Source organism: Chryseobacterium nakagawai (genome assembly GCF_900637665.1).
GTDB lineage: Bacteria > Bacteroidota > Bacteroidia > Flavobacteriales > Weeksellaceae > Chryseobacterium > Chryseobacterium nakagawai.
In genome coordinates this window covers 4,954,737-4,972,847 of sequence record NZ_LR134386.1, presented here as the reverse complement: position 1 = coordinate 4,972,847, position 18,111 = coordinate 4,954,737, and the positions used below count along the sequence as shown (strand labels likewise).

General features: G+C 36.4%; 11 protein-coding genes. 5 read left to right on the top strand and 6 right to left on the bottom strand.

Going from position 1 to position 18,111, the window contains the following annotated elements:
- Window positions 1-2: 2 nt before the first annotated feature.
- Together EL260_RS22350 and EL260_RS22345 are read left to right on the top strand one after the other, a co-directional pair.
- Window positions 3-1,463: a SusD/RagB family nutrient-binding outer membrane lipoprotein gene (locus EL260_RS22350; protein WP_123857699.1), complete on the top strand. Its 1,461-nt coding sequence runs from the start codon at window positions 3-5 to the stop codon at window positions 1,461-1,463.
- Window positions 1,464-1,523: 60 nt separating this feature from the next.
- Entirely contained in the window at window positions 1,524-1,967 is a 444-nt protein-coding gene (locus EL260_RS22345; RefSeq protein WP_123857698.1) for a lipocalin-like domain-containing protein, read from the top strand.
- A gap of 86 nt (window positions 1,968-2,053) precedes the next feature.
- Here the strand turns inward: EL260_RS22345 and EL260_RS25740 are convergent, their stop codons facing one another.
- Window positions 2,054-2,209: a hypothetical protein gene (locus EL260_RS25740; RefSeq protein ID WP_164466565.1), complete on the bottom strand. Its 156-nt coding sequence runs from the start codon at window positions 2,207-2,209 to the stop codon at window positions 2,054-2,056.
- Between the two features lie 163 nt (window positions 2,210-2,372).
- Here EL260_RS25740 and argS point away from each other — a divergent pair, with 163 nt between their 5' ends.
- Window positions 2,373-4,133 (top strand): arginine--tRNA ligase, encoded by a 1,761-nt coding sequence (gene argS, locus EL260_RS22340; protein ID WP_123857697.1) that lies wholly within the window; start codon window positions 2,373-2,375, stop codon window positions 4,131-4,133.
- A gap of 57 nt (window positions 4,134-4,190) precedes the next feature.
- On the opposite strand, the gene EL260_RS22335 is transcribed toward argS, so the two are convergent.
- The 5 genes from EL260_RS22335 to ccoN all read right to left on the bottom strand — a co-directional run bounded on the left by EL260_RS22335 (window position 4,191) and on the right by ccoN (window position 15,964).
- Window positions 4,191-5,126, bottom strand: coding sequence for a YihY/virulence factor BrkB family protein (locus tag EL260_RS22335; RefSeq protein WP_123857696.1), 936 nt, complete (start codon window positions 5,124-5,126; stop codon window positions 4,191-4,193).
- A gap of 1 nt (window position 5,127) precedes the next feature.
- Window positions 5,128-7,455, bottom strand: coding sequence for a translocation and assembly module lipoprotein TamL (gene tamL / locus EL260_RS22330; RefSeq protein WP_123857695.1), 2,328 nt, complete (start codon window positions 7,453-7,455; stop codon window positions 5,128-5,130).
- The gene (locus tag EL260_RS22325) at window positions 7,455-12,482 is read right to left on the bottom strand and encodes a translocation/assembly module TamB domain-containing protein (RefSeq protein WP_123857694.1); all 5,028 of its coding nucleotides are present in this window, start codon (window positions 12,480-12,482) and stop codon (window positions 7,455-7,457) included. Before EL260_RS22325 ends, tamL begins: the two co-directional genes overlap by 1 nt.
- A 296-nt stretch (window positions 12,483-12,778) precedes the next feature.
- Window positions 12,779-13,666 carry a cbb3-type cytochrome c oxidase N-terminal domain-containing protein gene (locus EL260_RS22320; protein WP_123857693.1) on the bottom strand — a complete coding sequence of 296 codons (888 nt, stop codon included), beginning with the start codon at window positions 13,664-13,666 and terminating at the stop codon, window positions 12,779-12,781.
- 18 nt (window positions 13,667-13,684) lie between these two features.
- Window positions 13,685-15,964 carry a cytochrome-c oxidase, cbb3-type subunit I gene (gene ccoN, locus EL260_RS22315; RefSeq protein ID WP_123857692.1) on the bottom strand — a complete coding sequence of 760 codons (2,280 nt, stop codon included), beginning with the start codon at window positions 15,962-15,964 and terminating at the stop codon, window positions 13,685-13,687.
- 180 nt (window positions 15,965-16,144) lie between these two features.
- Here ccoN and EL260_RS22310 point away from each other — a divergent pair, with 180 nt between their 5' ends.
- Window positions 16,145-16,444: a helix-turn-helix domain-containing protein gene (locus EL260_RS22310; protein ID WP_228412743.1), complete on the top strand. Its 300-nt coding sequence runs from the start codon at window positions 16,145-16,147 to the stop codon at window positions 16,442-16,444.
- A gap of 228 nt (window positions 16,445-16,672) precedes the next feature.
- A complete protein-coding gene (locus tag EL260_RS22305; RefSeq protein WP_123857691.1) occupies window positions 16,673-18,091 on the top strand; it encodes an amino acid permease in 1,419 nt (472 codons plus the stop codon).
- Window positions 18,092-18,111 lie beyond the last annotated feature (20 nt).

Below are 18,111 nucleotides of genomic sequence, written 5' to 3'. Positions count from 1 at the left end.
AAATGAAAAAAATATTTTTAATGATAGGTTTGGCTTCATTGACGTTAACATTTACCTCTTGTGAAAGAGATATTACTTCCCTGAATGAAGACCCAAAACACCCAACAGAAGTTCCTTCGGGGGTACTTTTTGCAAGTGCTGAACAAGCCCTTCTTGACCAATTATTAACTCCTAACGTTAACCGTAATATTACTCGTTTCTTTACTCAACAATGGTCAGAAACAACATATATTGACGAAACAAGATATGATATGGTAGCAAGACCAATTCCTACCAATCATTACAATCGTATGATGGCTTCTTCATCAGCTACGGTAAATTCTCCGGGAGTTTTGTCCGCATTGAGAGATGCAAGAAGATTTCTTGATGCAGAAGATGTAAGTCCTGCTCAGAAAAAGAATAATATAGCCATGATAGAATTAGTAAACGTGTATGCGTGGGCTAATTTAGTAGATACATTTGGAGATATTCCTTATTTTGGAGCATTAAAAGCGACAGCTGAGAATCCTGGTAATGCAGAAATTCCTTATGATGATGCTAAAACAATCTATCTGGATCTTATCAAAAGAATTGATGCTGCTCTTGCTATGATGGACACTTCTGTAAGAGGATACGATAAAGATCTGATTTATAAAGGAGATATGACTAAATGGAAAAAAATGGCTAATTCTTTGAAATTTAGAATGGCTGTTACATTGTCAGACGTAGAGCCAGCTCTTGCTAAAACTTATGCTGAAGCAGCTTATAGCGGTGGGTTATTCGCTGATAAGAGTGATAACTTCGGACTTCAGACTTTCCCTTCAGGATTGTTATCTAACCCTGTTTATCAGGATGTAATCCAGTCTGGTAGAAATGACTTTTTACCTTCAGATGTTTTAGTTAACTATATGAACTCAACGAGCGATCCAAGAAGAGCGGTTTGGTTTACACTATATGAAGGAAATTATGTTGGAGGAAAATATGCTAAAACTAATACTTTTGGTTTATTTTCGCACTTTACAGATGCGATTACCAATGAAAATGCACAGGGGTTCTTACTGGACTATACAGAAATTATGTTTTTAAAAACAGAGGCTGCTGCCAGAAATTTTAATGTAGGAGACACTGCGGCTAATTTGTATAAGATGGCCATTCAGGCTTCAGTAACAGAATATGGAATGGATATTACTACTGCAGATGCAATTATTGCGGCAACTCCGTATGACGCGACTAATTGGAAGAAGTCTGTAGGATTCCAATCATGGGTTGCTATGTTTAATAAGGGATTCCAAGCATGGAATTTTGCAAGAAGATTAGATTTCCCAGTATTTGTAAATCCATCAAATTCAAGAGTAGAAGCAGTTCCAATCAGAATGAAATATTCTCAGGATGAATATCTTGTGAATGCTAAGTATGTGAATGCGGCAGCTGCGAAAATTGGAGGAGATAAAGTTTCAACAAAACTCTTCTGGGATAAATACTAAACTAATTATTATTCAAGTTATTGGCATTTGTCATTAATGTGGATATAGATATACTTAATTATGAAAAATTTTATTGGACTTCTTTTATTGGTCGGGATGGTCTCATGTTCAAGTAATGATGATACTCCTACAGTAATGGATAATACAAATATAACTGGGGCCTGGAAACCTTCTAATTATGAATTTAGAGGAAAGACTATTGCTCTAAATGACTGTGAAGGGAAAGGGCAGTTAGTAATTAATGCGGATTATTCTGGAAATTATGGGAGATATGAAATGGCTAGTGATAATTGTAATTTAGTAGATTCTTATAGCGGAAAATGGAGTTATGACAAATTGTATAATGTTCTGATTCTTACTTATACAGAAGGAACTGAAACTAAAACTTTGAGAAAAGAAGTGGAATCATATTCTGAAACTGAACTTAGAATTCGAGATAATAATAAAAATTTAGATGGAGTACCAGGCAATGATACCGGAACTTTAGTTTTTAGAAAAGGATAAAAATCTTATAATAATTAAAAAACCGCCCTCGGGCGGTTTTTATTTTTTGTATTACTACAAAAAAAGAGGTCTTTATGACCTCTTTTTTATCCACCGCAATTTACAGATTTAGGCACACAAGCTCCCCATTCCTGGCATTGTTTGTAACCATCAGGACATCTTCCCCATGGTTCGCAGCATGGTGCATTTCCGGCAGTAATTTTTTTAAGGTCAGTTTTAATGAATTTTTTTAGATTTTTCATGTTAAAGTTTTGTTTGATGACTATAATAAATATATGGAAAATATAGATAATATTTTGATTTTCAGAATAATTGTTCAAAAAAATCATCAAATAATTAAATGTAGGTCTTTGCATTATAGACTTGTCTTTTTAATTTCACTAAATTTGTACTTTAAATTTTGAGATGAATATTAAAGATATTATAGAACAAAAACTTTCAGAGGTCATTTTAAATGTATTTCAATTAAAAGACATCAATCTGGAAATTCAGGAAAATAAAACGGAATTTGAAGGTGACTTTACAATCGTTACTTTTCCGTTGGTAAAACAATTGAAGAAAAACCCAGAAAGTATCGGGGTTGAATTAGGAGAAGCTTTAACAGAGCAAACGGATCTTTTCGAAAGCTTTAATGTGGTTAAAGGATTCCTTAATGTTAAAGTTAAAAACCAACTGTTTGTGGATAACTTTAGATCTGTTCACAATGGTTTTTCGACAATAGATAAGAAAAATGCCACCGTAATGGTGGAATATTCTTCCCCAAATACTAACAAACCACTGCATTTAGGGCATATCAGAAATAACCTGTTAGGGTTTTCCGTGGCTCAGATCTTAAAAGAGGCGGGTTATGATGTTATCAAGACTCAGATCATTAATGACAGAGGGATTCATATCTGTAAATCAATGTTGGCCTGGGAGAAATTTGGAAATGGAGCAACGCCTGAGACAACCAATACTAAAGGAGATAAATTTGTCGGAAACTACTATGTAGAATTTGACAAAAACTATAAGAAAGAGATTGCTGAACTTGTAAGCCAGGGAATAACCGAAGAACAGGCTAAAAAAGATGCTCCGGTAATGAAAGAAGCTCAAAAAATGCTTCTGGATTGGGAAAATGGAGATGAAGTAGTAAGAAAACTTTGGGCAGAAATGAATTCCTGGGTATACAAAGGATTCAATGATACTTATAAGAGATTGGGGGTTGACTTTGATCAGGTTCAGTATGAAAGTAATACCTATATTTTAGGAAAAGACCTTATCCATGCTGGATTAGATAAAGGAGTTCTATACCAGAAAGAAGATGGTTCTGTTTGGTGTGATCTTACCGATGAAGGGCTTGATCAAAAACTATTGTTACGTTCTGATGGTACCTCAGTATATATGACTCAGGATTTAGGAACGGCTGTGGAACGTTTTAAGCAGAACGATATCCAAAAGCTTATCTACACCGTAGGTAATGAACAGGATTATCACTTCCAGGTTTTATTTAAGATCCTGAAAAAGTTAGGATATGAATGGGCGGATCAGTTATTCCACCTTTCTTACGGAATGGTTGAATTACCGGAAGGTAAGATGAAATCCCGTGAAGGAACTGTAGTAGATGCTGATGACTTAATGCAGGAAATGTATGAAACCGCAAAATCTAAAGCTCAGGAACTAGGAAAACTTGAAAGCCTTTCTGAAGAAGATAAAGAAGCATCTTATGAAACCGTAGGATTGGGAGCATTAAAATACTTTATGCTGAAAGTGGATCCTAAGAAGAAAATGCTTTTCAATCCTGCTGAAAGTATTGATTTTAATGGAAATACAGGGCCGTTTATTCAGTACACCTATGCTCGTATTCAGTCGTTGTTGACAAAGGCTGAGTTTGCATACGCAGAAACTGCTGATGTAACTTTGAATCAGTTTGAAAAAGAATTGATTATGCAATTGGCTAACTTTAAAACAGTAGTGGCTAAGTCTGCAGAAACATTGAGCCCTGCTTTAGTGGCGAACTATGTGTATGACCTTGTAAAATCTTATAACTCATTCTATCAGAATAATCCTATTTTGAATCAGGATGATAAAAATATTAAACAATTCCGTCTGAATTTATCAGACCTTACAGCAAAGACGATCAAAAAATCGTTAGAATTACTGGGAATTGGAACAGTAAACAGAATGTAAAAAAAGCCTCCTGATTTTAGGAGGCTTTTTTGTATTTTAATGATAGCTGCACAATAATCATTCACTTTTCTCACCATGCATCTGCTTCAAACTATCTGCATAGAGTTTTGCAGGAGTCCATCTTGCATGCTTAGAGAGAATGACCTTGTACCCTTTTCTATAGGTGTATACTTTAGTGAACTTCGCACCAAAAAATATGAGCATACAAGAATAGTTGATCCACATCATAATCAGAATAACAGTTCCGGCAGCTCCAAATGCTGAAGTAGGTTTAAACTGATTGAAATAAAGACTCAGTAAAAATTTCCCCAGCGTAAATAAGGCTGTTGTTAAAAAAGCACCTCGCCAAACAGATTTCCAGGTGATTTGTACATCCGGAAGCACTTTAAACATTAGGGCAAATAAAAGCATGACAAGGCCAAATCCGATGGAAAAATTGACGACCTCAACAAGTAGATACGTTTCAAATCCAAAATATTGGGTGATGATTGTATTAAAAAGGCTGATTAATGAAGAAAGGACCATGGTAATCATAAGGAGGAATCCAAGAATCAGGATCATTCCTAAGGAGTTAGCTCTATCCAGTAAAAACTTGAGTAAGGCCTTTTTGGGAGCAGACTCTACATCCCAAAGCGAATTCAAGGTATGTTGAAGTTGGAAGAATAGAGTAGTAGAACCAAAAACCAAGGCTCCTACTCCTACAGCTTTCATGAAGATATTTTTTTTGTCAATTAAGGCTCCGGCAAGCATTCCTTCGATACTTTTGGCTACATCAGGTCCCATAATCCCACTGATCTGAGTGCTGATTTGTCCACGGATAGCCTCTTCTCCAAAGAAGTTACCCAATACCCAGATAATAATAATTAATAATCCCGGGATAGAAAAAATGGCGTAATAAGCCAGGCTTGCTGAATCTTTGGATGCAGAAGAACTGTTCCACTCAGTAAAGGTTTCTTTTAAAACTTCCCAGAAAAATTTAGCATTATTAATCATATTAAAAAGGATATCCGATGGCAATATTTAAAACAAGGTTATCTTTTCTCCAGCTTGAATCTCCGAAATTGATTTTATCGAAAGCCCATCTGTCTCCCTTCTCATAGTAAGGTACTCTCAATGGCATAGCCAGGTCTAATCTTAAGATCAGGATAGAGAAATCAAGTCTTAGACCAACTCCGGCTCCTACAGCAATTTCATTCAAAAAGTCTTTTGAAAACTTAGCTCCCGGTCTGTCTGGATCACTATTCAATAACCAGATATTTCCAGCATCCACAAAGACTGCTGCGTTTAAAAATTTATATAAGTTGGCGCGATATTCGGCATTTAATTCCAATTTAATATCCCCGGATTGATCAAAATAAGCACCCTGTTGTATTGTTCTCGGATCAAAACTTCCCGGTCCTAATGTTCTTGCACGGAAGGCCCTGATGCTGTTACTTCCTCCAGAGAAAAATTGTTTGGAAAAAGGAACAAATTCTGAATTTCCGTATGGATAAGCAATTCCTGCAATAACTCTTGTTGCCAATGACGATTTTTCCGTGAATTTATGGTAGAATCTGAAGTCATTTTCAATCTTAGCGTACTGGCTGAAAGGAACTCCAAAAATCTTTTTTTGCTTATCTTCTTTTACATTAGCCCCTGTCACCAAGCCAGTGATATTTCCTGCCAGATCTAGAGTTCCTTTATAATAAAAGGTATTCTTTTTCGGAAACATAGTATTGGTATAAGTATACGAATAAGTAGGACCAAAAATAAGCTGTTTTTCAACAATTCGCCTCATTGCAGGATTAGTCGCTGCAATGGCTTCATATTCTGCAGTAACCTTTTGTGGTGAAACAAGAGTGATATCAATTACTTTCAGGTCATGTTCCTTTCTGGCATTTTCCTTCCACACATATCCAAATGATCCGGTGAAATTATTAAGCGTATAATATTGGGTTCTGTTCTGGAATTCATATCCTAATGTAATATTTGTTCTGGGAACAAATTCACTGGAAGAATGAAAGCGGAATGGAGCTACAATTCTTGGTATGGAAAGTTGAACATTAGTTCCGGCGCGGAAAATATTATTTGCATTCTGAGCACCTCCCATCTGGAAGTCAAAAGCTCCAAAAATGGCAGCTTTAAATTGTTCTGCCCCTTTAAAGAAATTTCTATGCGTCCAGTTCAGGTTAAGTTCACTACCGGCATAGTTGGCGGAGTTGGTTCTTCCTAATGCTTCAAGACGTAAAGACTGAATTTGTCTTGGAGTTAATAAATAATAAGCGTCAAATTTATGATTCAAAGAATCCGAAGTTACAAATTCATTCTTCACAAACTTAAATACTCCCAAACTAATCAACCTGTTTAAGGTAAGATTATGATTGGAACGGTTGTAAAGATCTCCTTTTTTAAAGTATAAAGCTCTGTCGAAAATTTTCGGTTTGAATTTATGCTGCGGATCAATGACGTAAATATCATCAAATGCATATTTGCTCAAAGAATCTGTGTTCATAGGAACGCTGTATTTCCCGGCTTTTACATCCTGAATATTATAATTCGGAAATACAATAACTTTATCAATGCTGAATTGTTGAGTTGCCAGATCAGGAGTATTTTCCTTAAGCTTTACATTCAACTCTACCTTATGGTTTTTGTTGACGGTACTATCTGCCTGTACAATGATATTATCCGGATGAAAATAATAAAATCCTCTTTCTTTTAGCCTGTTATCAATTCTTTCTCTTTCTGTTTTAATAACATCCAGGTCAAATGGCCTTCCATTTTTAAGAAGTGTTTTTCCGGCTACATTCTGAATTTCCTGATTAACAAGACTAGAGTCTTTTTGAAATTTTACACCATCAATCAGGTACCTTGCACCTGGCTTTAAAGTATAAATAACCTTTGCTTTTTTATTTTTTGAAACAGTATCATAGGTGGCTCGGGCATTGAAATAACCTTTGTTTTCAGAATAGTTTTCAATGATGTCTTTATTAAACTCACGGTCTACATCTCCCAATAATACAGGTTTTTCACCCATCTTATATTTAAGCCAGTAATTAAACCCTTTGTCTTTTTTAGGTTCTTTCGCAATATTGTAGAAATAAAGCTTGGGACGCATTCCTAAAAATGTAGAATTTGGTTTAGGAGTAAGGTTCGCTTCTAAAGCAGCCTGAAGATCCTTTTTTTCTTTTTTGGAAATAGTGTCACTATCAATCTTTACCTCAGCGCCTGTATACAGCATCTGGTTTTCTTTCAGAAACCTTGTGTTGCTGCAGGAAACTACTACCGAAGCTAATCCGGAAATCAACAGATATTTACAGTATGTTGGAAATATAGTACTCATTATTTAAATTCTACCACTTGGTTGTTTTGATTCTTTTTAGGCTTCTTCTCTTTGGATTTTTGGAAAATCTCACGGAATTTGTCATAATCTAAAGTAATGATAAATCCAACTCCGGTTTCTATGATTTGCCCTTGAAGAGCTACCTGATATTCATCTTTACGATAAGCTCGTAACATATATCTTCCATCTTTGGACAGACTATAATCTACAGAGACATTTCCTGCAATATTCGTCATATTCTCATTCTGACGGGCCTGTCCTTCTAATCCAAAATTACTTCCGACGGTTACTTTCAGTCTGTCATTCAATAATTTTTTACTGATATCAACATTCAGGTCGGTTCTGGTATTTTTTTGTCCTGTGGAATAATCCTCCGAAGAATCCAATCCAAAATTAAGATCTACTCCTTTAATAAGTCCAGATGCCAGATTATTTAATTGCTGAGAAAGAATTTTACTCACACTCTGTCTTGCCATAGTTTCCGCAGACATTCCGGCACCACTTTCAAACGGATTCTCGCCGATGAAACGGTTTAGGAGCAGTAAAGCAAACACCTGTTTATTCAATTCAGATTCCTGAGTTCTAAGTTGAGTCAGTTTCTGATCAATAACATCTTTAACATTGGAGGATACCGCATTGTTTTTCTCTTCCGTGGTAATATCGAAAGTCAGTTGCGGCTTCAGCAGCTCTCCCTTCATTTTTAATAGGGTATTGAAAGGTATTCTCTGCTTATATTGATTCATTGTGGAAGCACTCTCACCACTGATCTGTTGTTCTACGAGATCAATTGGAGCAGCTTCAGTTTTATATACCGCTGTAATATCCATGATAGCGGTTGTGGGCTCTCCTGTCCAGGTGATGGTACTTCCTTTCTGGATATCAAATTTCCGTTTCAGGAAACTTACCGAAAGATCATAACTTCCTTTGTTGACTTCATAGACTCCTACCAATGTTGTTTTTCCTGATGGATCAATACCTCCGGTTAATTCCGCTTCTCCCTGAAGCTGTACAAAGTCACCATTGGCTTTATCAATGATGATGGATAGTTTTGCTTCTTTACTTACTTCGATATTGACGCTTACGTCCATTCCTTTAATACGGCTTTGGGCATCCAGGGAATCTGTTTTAATTGTTTTGTTTAAAACCACCTGATCCTGATCCACAAATTCTACAATTCCATCTCTTTCCTGTAATGAAGGGTTAGATTGAGGAAGAACAAAAGTGAAATCTGTATTATCTGCAACACTCAGTCTTCCATCTACTTTTGGTAAGTCCAGGTTTCCACGGATACGGAGACCTGCGTCAATCGCAAGAACTCCATACATCATAGCGTCGTTTGATTTCTGTGAATTCACTACCTTGAAATCCTTGGCATTGACGTTCATATTAAATGCGAAATCTCTGTAAGTTTGAGTGAGAACCTGCCCATCTACAACCAGAGCATTTCCATCCTTATCTTTGATCTTGAAATTATTAAATTCAATACCTCGGTTGGTAAAATCAATTTCATCATTCAGGTTTCTGAAGTCACTTCCTATTTTTGCAATTTCCAATCCTGCATCATTAAACTTTACTTTTCCAAGAATATTCGGCTGACTTGTTGTTCCCGTGATTTTCAGGTTTCCGGAAAGATAACCTTCTGTATTGGTAATGGCATTCATAGAGAATCCTTGGATACTCTTCATCTGAAGTTGATTGATCGCCATATTCAGGTCAAAAGAGCTGGAAGCAGTATTGTAATCACCCAGAATTCTTACATCGTTATTGTTTCCGGAAAGGGCGATGTCAGCATTTAAAAGTTTCGGTGAAGAATTGTTTACTTTTACAGCCAGATTTCCAACAGGACTTCCATAAACAATAAGGTTGGAAACATTTAAATCAGAGGTGAAAGTCATATTTTTCATCACATCCCGAAGTTGGGCTGTTCCGTTGATGGTTCCTCTAGCCAGAACCGTATCTTTTTTGATAAGTTCTGTAATCGTTTCGATTTTAAAATCTTTCAGAGCGATGTTCAAAGGGCTACTTGGGCTATTGCTTTCTGACTGAATAGAAATTTCACTTGCACCATTGCTCAACGTGAAATTATCTGCCAAAATTCCTTTGCTGCTGATCTGGATTTTATTGTTTTCAGCAACATTCCAATCGCTGTAGTTTAGTTTTAAACCGTTTGGATTCAGGGAAACTTCTGTAATGTCGTTAAGCGATTTTGCATGTCCAGCAATCAGGAATTGAGTAGCATCTTTATCATCTTTAGTTGTGATATTATAATTGATGGTATTATCAGCAACATCCCCGTCAATGTTAATTTTTTTCAGCGAAAAACTTGAACTTTTTAAAGCCGCAACGTTCAGGTTATATTGTAATGCCTGATTTTCATTAGTTACTTTTAAAGCTCCTTTTTCAATCGTATTTTCACCATATAATAATTGAGGAATCTGACCATCAATTTCAATTTTTTGAGAATCGGCATCATAGTTTCCTGCCAGATTAATGGTTTCAAAACTTTTCAGATCCGGTACAAATTTTCTGATCAGATCATCATTTTTAATCTTTGCCGTAAAGGTAAAATGTTGTCCCGGAGTAATTTTTTGCGTTTTATCCGGTTTTTGGAACTGATAATACTGATTAATGGTCTGCGTTAAAGCTCCGAAGATCTGTGTAAGTTTATATTTACCCTTCAATTCAACATCTGCAATCTGAGAGTTGAAAATAATCTGTGTAGAATCTGTATTAGAAGAGGCTTTCAGGTTGACTTCCTGTACAGGATAGACTTCTTTGGTATCAGAAAAAGCAAAATCTTTAAGGTTTAAATAACCATTCAGATTATTCGGATCAAGACTTGTAAAGTCTCCATCTATTTTTCCGGCCAGGATCATTGGTTTTTCGTAGAAGCCAAGCTTGTTGACATCTAATTTGATCACCTCCCCATTGACTTTTACGGTAGGATTTTTTTCATCATAAATTCCCGATGCTGTCAAAAGTAAATTAGCATTCGGGTCTTTTGAATTTAAAATAACATCATAAGCTCCTTTATTGATCTTACCTGTTAAATTCATATTTTGATATCGATACCCTTTGTACACGGCGGAAGCAACATGTCCATTCAAGTTAGCCCTGGCATTTTTGAAATCAAAGCTTTCTCCTTTAGCTGAAATCTGAGCTATGATAGGGCCAATGTCTTTATTTTGAATGATTTTCCCAACCTGTATTCCCTGAAGGTTAGCTTTTACATCATATAACTCATGATTTTTTCTACGCATATCCACATTGGCAATAATAGCTGCATTTCCAAGGGTAGAGTAGAGATTAAGGTCTGTATTGACCATTTTTGTAGTTCCCTTTGCATTTCCTTTGACACTGAAATTTGAAGGAAGAGAAATATTAGAAGGAATCGTATTCTTTGGAACTAAATTGAAAATCGTTTTAGCGTTGGAAGAAAATTCTCCGATTCTCAGATCGTAATACAACTGATCAGGATTCATTGCATTTTTAACTCTTCCGGATGCGTTCACTCTCAATTGATCCAGTCCTGAAACTTTTAAGTCTTGAATGAAAAGGTCATTAACACTTCCTTTCACATTGGCATTAACATTCAGGATGGCGTTTGGATATTTATTGAATGGTACTGTATTTTTTAAAGTAGGAACCAGATTTAAAATATCAGAAAATCCGATTTTTGAATCTTTGATATTGGCAGAAATTTTTACTGCTCCTAAATTTGAAGTTAGCTGATCGATGGAATTATAATTTAAAATAACCTCATCGCGTAATAACGTCTTTGGAGTCTGTAGGTAAAGATCTTTCAGATAAGCTTCTTTTTCTGCATACACAAAATCCGTATTGAATTTTTGAATATCCAGTCCTCTTGCTTCCTGAATTTCTGCTGAATTAACTGTTCCCGCAAAAGTATTATTCTCCATTTTAAAACTTCTCACCTCAGCATTCATTTTGGAGAAGTTCAGGTGATTGAAATCTATTCCCTGCTTAGTAGGAGCAATCGCGGTATTATTGTAAGCAACTTTTACATCGTTGAAAACTAACTTTCCTAACAAGAGACTCATGGCTTTATCCTGATCTGATGCTTTTGATGGTTCAGGTTCTTTTTTATTTTTTGGATTAGCATTCTGAGCAGGAAGATAAAGGTTAGCATTAATATCTGCTCCTGAAAGGAATACATTTCCAACGTTGAAAGCGTTATTTTCAAGATCAAGTTTGTTGACCTTTGTACTTAATTCTTTGAATAAAACTTTAGCATAGGTCTTGGTGTTTTCATCACCATAATCAATATCGAAGTGAGTCAGTTTGATTCCTCTCAATCCAATATTCATTGGTTTTTTTTGATTCAGGGAATCTACTTTTTTCTCCACCTTCTTAGAAACTTCTTCTACAATTCCCTGTTTCAGTTTTAATTTTAACCCATCAAGATTAATATCATTAACAGCGTAGGTATTTTTATTAAGGTCGAATTTTTTGACCCTGGTATCAAAAGATTTAAAATAGAGATTAATATCATTTTTTGACTGTTGGTCATTGAAGGTAACCCCAATATCTTTTAAATTGATTTTATCCAGAGAAATAATGAAAGGTTTGGAAGAACTTTCTTCTTTATCACTGCTCGCAAAGGCATCAATAATATAATCAAAATTGAATTTTCCATCTGGTTTTCTGACTACATTGGCGCGGGCTCCTTCCATATCTACAGAGGTAATATCTGCCGTAGAGTTGATAAGCTTAAGCATGTGTAGCCCCACATCCAGCTTTTTTACGGCTAAAAGAGTATCTACATCCTGGCCTTTGAGGTAGAGATTTTCCATCACAAGACTGTTAGGAAATCCAATGTAGACTCTCTCCAGACTTACTTTGGTCTTGATTTTTTTCTCCAGGTAAACAATCAATCGATCTTTGATGAAGTTTTGAACGGCTGGAAGTCTTAGGCTTAGGATCAACAGGGTAAGAAGAACCAATATTGAAATAAAGGTTATTGCAATACGCCTTAAAAGTTTGCTAGTGTTGATTTTCAGTTTCAAAAGTGAGAAGGTTTCTAACAAAGATAATAATACTATTTTATTCTGTCTTTGTTGTGGTATCCCTTATGAATGCAAAAATCCTGCCTTGGCTGCCTTATTATGGAATTTTTAGTTGTGTAGTTGTCAAGTGAATAGTTGAGTAAGACGAGCCAAGGTGTGGATTGTATTTAAAAAAAGCCCCCTTTTAAATCATTTTTAAATGTTGAAAAGGTTAGTTAGCAAAAATGAAAATTCAAATGTTAGTGTAATTGTAAAGGGGGCTTGGCATGGTTTGTATTAATCAGATAATAAATCTTCTAGTTGTTTCCGTTTTCCCATTTCACTTCCTCTCCCTGGGGTGCGGCACCCCCTTGAGCTTGTGTAATAGGAGCAGTTTCCTGGTTGATGTGATAAATATAGGCTGCTATTTTTTCTGCATCTCTTCCGGTAATGGTTCCTTCTTTGATGAAAGGTCTCATGGTAGGATTATTTGGAGAACCATTTTCAAGCATCCAGAAAACATTTTTAAATAAACTTTTTTCTTTAATGTTGATCCAATGAGTATCCGTAAGATTAGGACCAATACCTCCTTTTCCTCCGTCTCCATGACAGGTTACACAGTTAGTTTTGAATAATTCCTGTCCTTCTGCGATATTATCTGCACTATATTTTGCGCTTTCCAGATTGATTTGCGGAGCTGTTTTTTCATACTCTGCGATGGATGCCAGCATGGTTTTGGCTTCTTTCGTGTATTCAGCTTCCGGATGGGCATAATCTGTGAATGAAAAGGCCATTAGATATACCACACAAAAGATACATCCGAACCAGAACAGGCCTATCCACCATTTTGGAAGAGAGTTGTCAAGCTCCGTAATTCCATCGAAGCCATGGTCGATCAGAATATCTTTTTCTTCCGTAGCAGATTGCTTTTTGAAAGCAGAATTCCAAAGTTTTTGATAATAAGGAACGCTTTTTTCTTGAAGGTATTGTTTTTTCTCTTCCTCCGAGAGTCTGCTGAAGCTTTCATTTTCAATCATGTCTCCAATAGAGTTCATAATCATCAGAAGGATAATCGCAATCAATATCAGTGCCCAGAAAAATGGGGAGGAAAAATATCCTGAATCACTGGCGAACATTTCAAAGGCCATGATTGTTAAGCCGATGGTTGTTGCGATATATATTGAAATTGGGGTTCTCGTTTTCATTACATCAATTTTTAATGATTACTCTGCACTTGCGGTTTGGATCTGTGTCGTTTTAATGTCTGTGCCTAATCTTTGCAGGTAAGCGATCATCGCTACGATTTCTCTTTGTTCAAGCGGGATATATGCTCCTCCTTTTGTAGTTCTTTCTTTAGCCATCTGATCTTTTACATCGGTAGCTTCAGAATAAATTCTCTGTACAATAGCTTTTGACTGGTTGTCTGCCCATTGGTTAGCAGAGTCGATCTGCGCTTTTGTATAGGGAACATCAAATGAGTTTTTCATTAATTTCATTTTATCCACCATTTGAGTACGGTCTAGTTTATTGGTAATTAACCAAGGGAAACGTGGCATAATAGAACCTGCAGAGGTAATTCTTGGATTGTACATGTGCTTAAAGTGCCATGAATCCGGGTTTCTGCCCCCTTCTCTGTGAAGATCCGGTCCTGTTCTCTTAGAGCCCCAAAGGAAGGGTCTGTCATAGATGAATTCTCCAGCTTTAGAGTACTGTCCGTTCTTTCCTTCAAATCTTACTACTTCATCACGGAAAGGTCGGATCATCTGAGAGTGACAGGAGTTACATCCTTCACGGATATATAAATCTCTTCCTTCAAGCTCTAAGGGGGTGTATGGTTTCACTGCAGTGATCGTAGGAACACTTTGCTTCAGTGATAAGGTGGGAACAATTTCTACAAGTCCACCAATCGCTATGGTGATGAAAGCCAGGATAGAAAGTAGGGTAGGTGTTCTTTCTAACCAAAGGTGTACGCCTTCGCCTTCTTTTCTTGATCCCCCGATATTGGCTAATGCAGGCGCTTCCGCAGGAACATTTTTCTGGAATGAACCTACTTTAATAGTCTTGATAACATTGATAACCATTAAGATGGCTCCTGACAGATATAAGATACCTCCTAAGAATCTCATTTTAAAGTAAGGAATGATCGCTGTAACAGTATCTAACCAGTTTTTCCACAAGAGGGTTCCGTCCGGGTTGAACTGTTTCCACATTAAACCTTGTGTGAATCCTGAAATATACATTGGTACTGCATAGAAAATGATTCCTAATGTTCCTAACCAGAAATGCCAGTTCGCAAGTTTTACAGACCAAAGTTTTGTTTTCCACATAATGGGTACCAGGTAATATACCACCCCGAATGCCATGAAACCATTCCATCCAAGAGCTCCTAAGTGTACGTGACCAATAACCCAGTCAGTATAGTGTCCAATTTTATTTAAAGATTTTGTTGCCAGTAATGGTCCTTCGAAAGTGGCCATCCCATAACAGGTAACTGCTACCACGAAGAATTTAAGGATCGGATTTTCTCTTACTTTATCCCAGGCTCCTCTTAAGGTAAGAAGCCCGTTTAGCATCCCTCCCCAAGATGGTGCGATCAGCATGATAGAGAAACCGGTCCCCACTGCTTGTGCCCATGCTGGTAATGCTGTATATTGCAGGTGGTGAGGCCCAGCCCAAAGGTATACAAAGATCAGCGACCAGAAGTGAATAATGGATAATTTGTATGAGAATACCGGTCGCTGAGCTGCTTTTGGCATAAAATAATACATAAGACCTAGTACAGGGGTCGTTAATACGAATGCTACCGCATTGTGACCATACCACCATTGTACTAATGCATCTTTTACACCTGCATATACTGAATAAGATTTCCAGCTTGTGAAAGATAACGGAACTTCAAGATTATTGAAGATGTGAAGCATTGCTACGGCAATCCATGTGGCTAAGTAGAACCAGATCGCTACATATAAATGTCTTACTCTTCTTTTCGCAATTGTTCCGAACATATTGATACCGAATACGATCCATGAGAAGGCAATTAATATATCAATAGGCCATTCATGTTCAGCATATTCTTTAGAAGTATTGATTCCCATTAAGAAGGTAATCACTACGGTAACGATCATAAACTGCCATGACCAGAAGTGAATCCATGAAAGTGTATCACTATACATTCTTGTTTTCAGTAATCGCTGCATGCTATAGTAAGCACCACAGAAGAATGAATTACAAACGAAGGCAAAAATTACAGCACTGGTGTGAAGCATTCTGATTCTTCCGAAGCCCATCGCTCCCTGAGTATTGATTAATCCCTGAATATTGCCCGAAGCTAAACTTTTAATAGTTGTATCATCTGTACCGAATAAAAATTCAGGTAATTCAGGATAAAAAAGCATCAATGCGGCAGTAAGTCCCAGCAGAAATCCGACAAGTCCGAATGCGATTGTTGCATAGAGGAATGCTCTGACAATATTATTGTCATAATTAAATTTTTGCGTCTCCATAAATTCCAATAGTGTTTACCGAGGTGATATTTGCTCTGAAAAAGGTTTATTTTTTGCCGTTTTCTATGTTAAAAGTAAATATCATGTAACGTGTATAATGTTTTGCCAAAGGTATTTATTAACTTTGTTGGAGGCTAATAGATAATCTTCTAAAATATACCGAAAACTACTAAAACAGAAATGATGAAAATATGTGGACAAAATATCAGGAAAATCCGTAGGGGCAAAGATCTTACCCAGGAATATATGGCTTTTGAAATGGGGATTTCCCAAAAAGCGTATTCCGATATTGAGAATTCCAAGGTGAAGATCAATCTGGAAATCCTGACTAAAATCTCAGATATTTTAGAGATTAAGCCTTCCGATATTTGCAGCATCTCCCATAAATGTGGAACTGATGATGGATATGAAGATAAATATCAAGGACTTCTGGAGTATATGAAAAAGAATAATATTTCAGTTCCGAAAGAATATTTATAGGATACTTTGGGAAATATATACCATAGAAATTAATACAATAAATTATTATACAAGCCTTAACAATATGTTAGGGCTATTTTTTATAACAGTTTCCTGATAACCTCTCCAATAGAAAGGGGAGTCTATTTATTTTTCATGTTTCGCTTTACCTGAATTCTCAATTTACCCCATGGAATGTGAATTTCTCTGAAAAGTTTTTATATATTTAGCGACCGAATAATTCATTCAATGAGCAACGAAAATAAAACAGGACAAAACGAGACTTTAGTTAGAGGATTAACAAATCGACATATACAATTAATTGCCCTTGGAGGTGCCATAGGAACCGGATTATTTCTGGGAATCGGGCCGGCAGCGGTATTGGCTGGACCTTCAGTGATTTTAGGGTATGCCTTAGCAGGTATCATTGCCTTTTTTATCATGCGTCAGCTTGGTGAAATGGTAGTTCAGGAACCTGTATCGGGAAGTTTTAGTCACTTTGCCTATAAATATTGGGGAAATTTTCCAGGTTTTGCCTCAGGCTGGAACTACTGGATTCTTTATATTCTTGTAAGTATGGCCGAGCTTACTGCCATTGGTCATTATATTCACTTTTGGTGGCCGGAAATACCACTCTGGGTGTCCAGTTTATTCTTTTTTATAGTCATCACTGCACTTAACCTTGCTTCTGTAAAGGTGTATGGAGAAACTGAATTCTGGTTTTCCATTATTAAAGTGATTGCAATCATTGCAATGATTGTTTTCGGGGTTTATCTGTTGATTAGCGGAACCGGAGGAGAAAAAGCTACCGTTTCAAATTTATGGAATGACGGTGGATTTTTTCCGAAAGGACTATTTAATAAAACTGAAACCGGATTTTCCGGATTATTTGCGGCAATGGCCATGATTATGTTCTCTTTCGGAGGATTGGAGCTCATCGGGATTACTGCTGCTGAAGCTAAGAACCCTGAAAAGACAATTCCACAGGCTACCAATCAGGTAATCTACAGAATTCTGATTTTCTATGTAGGAGCCTTAGTAATTCTTTTCTCATTAAGCCCTTGGAGAGAGATTACAGAAGGTTCAAGCCCGTTTGTAATGGTATTTCAGAATCTAAATGGATTAGAATTCAGTCTTTTCGGTAAAGTGATTCAATTCAATACTTTGATTGCGAATGTTCTTAATCTTATTGTATTAACTGCCGCTTTATCTGTATATAACAGCAGTGTTTACAGCAATAGCCGTATGCTTTTCGGATTGGCTCAACAAGGAAATGCTCCTAAGTTTCTGAAGAAATTGAATAACAACTCAGTTCCTATTAACGCGATCATTGTTTCATCATGTTTTGCAGGAATCTGTATTATCATTAATAAACTGGTGCCGGAAAAAGCGTTTCAGTATTTGATGGCTCTTGTGGTGTCTACATTAATTATCAATTGGCTGATGATATGCTATACCCATTTGAAATTTAAAAAATCAATCACTAAAGAAGGAATTCAATCAAAGTTTCCATCGATATTTTACCCAATATCCAATTACATTTGTATTGCGTTTTTAGTATTGATTTTAGGGTTAATGAGCATTACAGGAATGGAAATCCAGGTGATCCTGATTCCAATTTGGATAGGATTTCTATTCGCCATGTATAAATTATATAAACCAAATTAACAGGTTTAAATTACAATAAA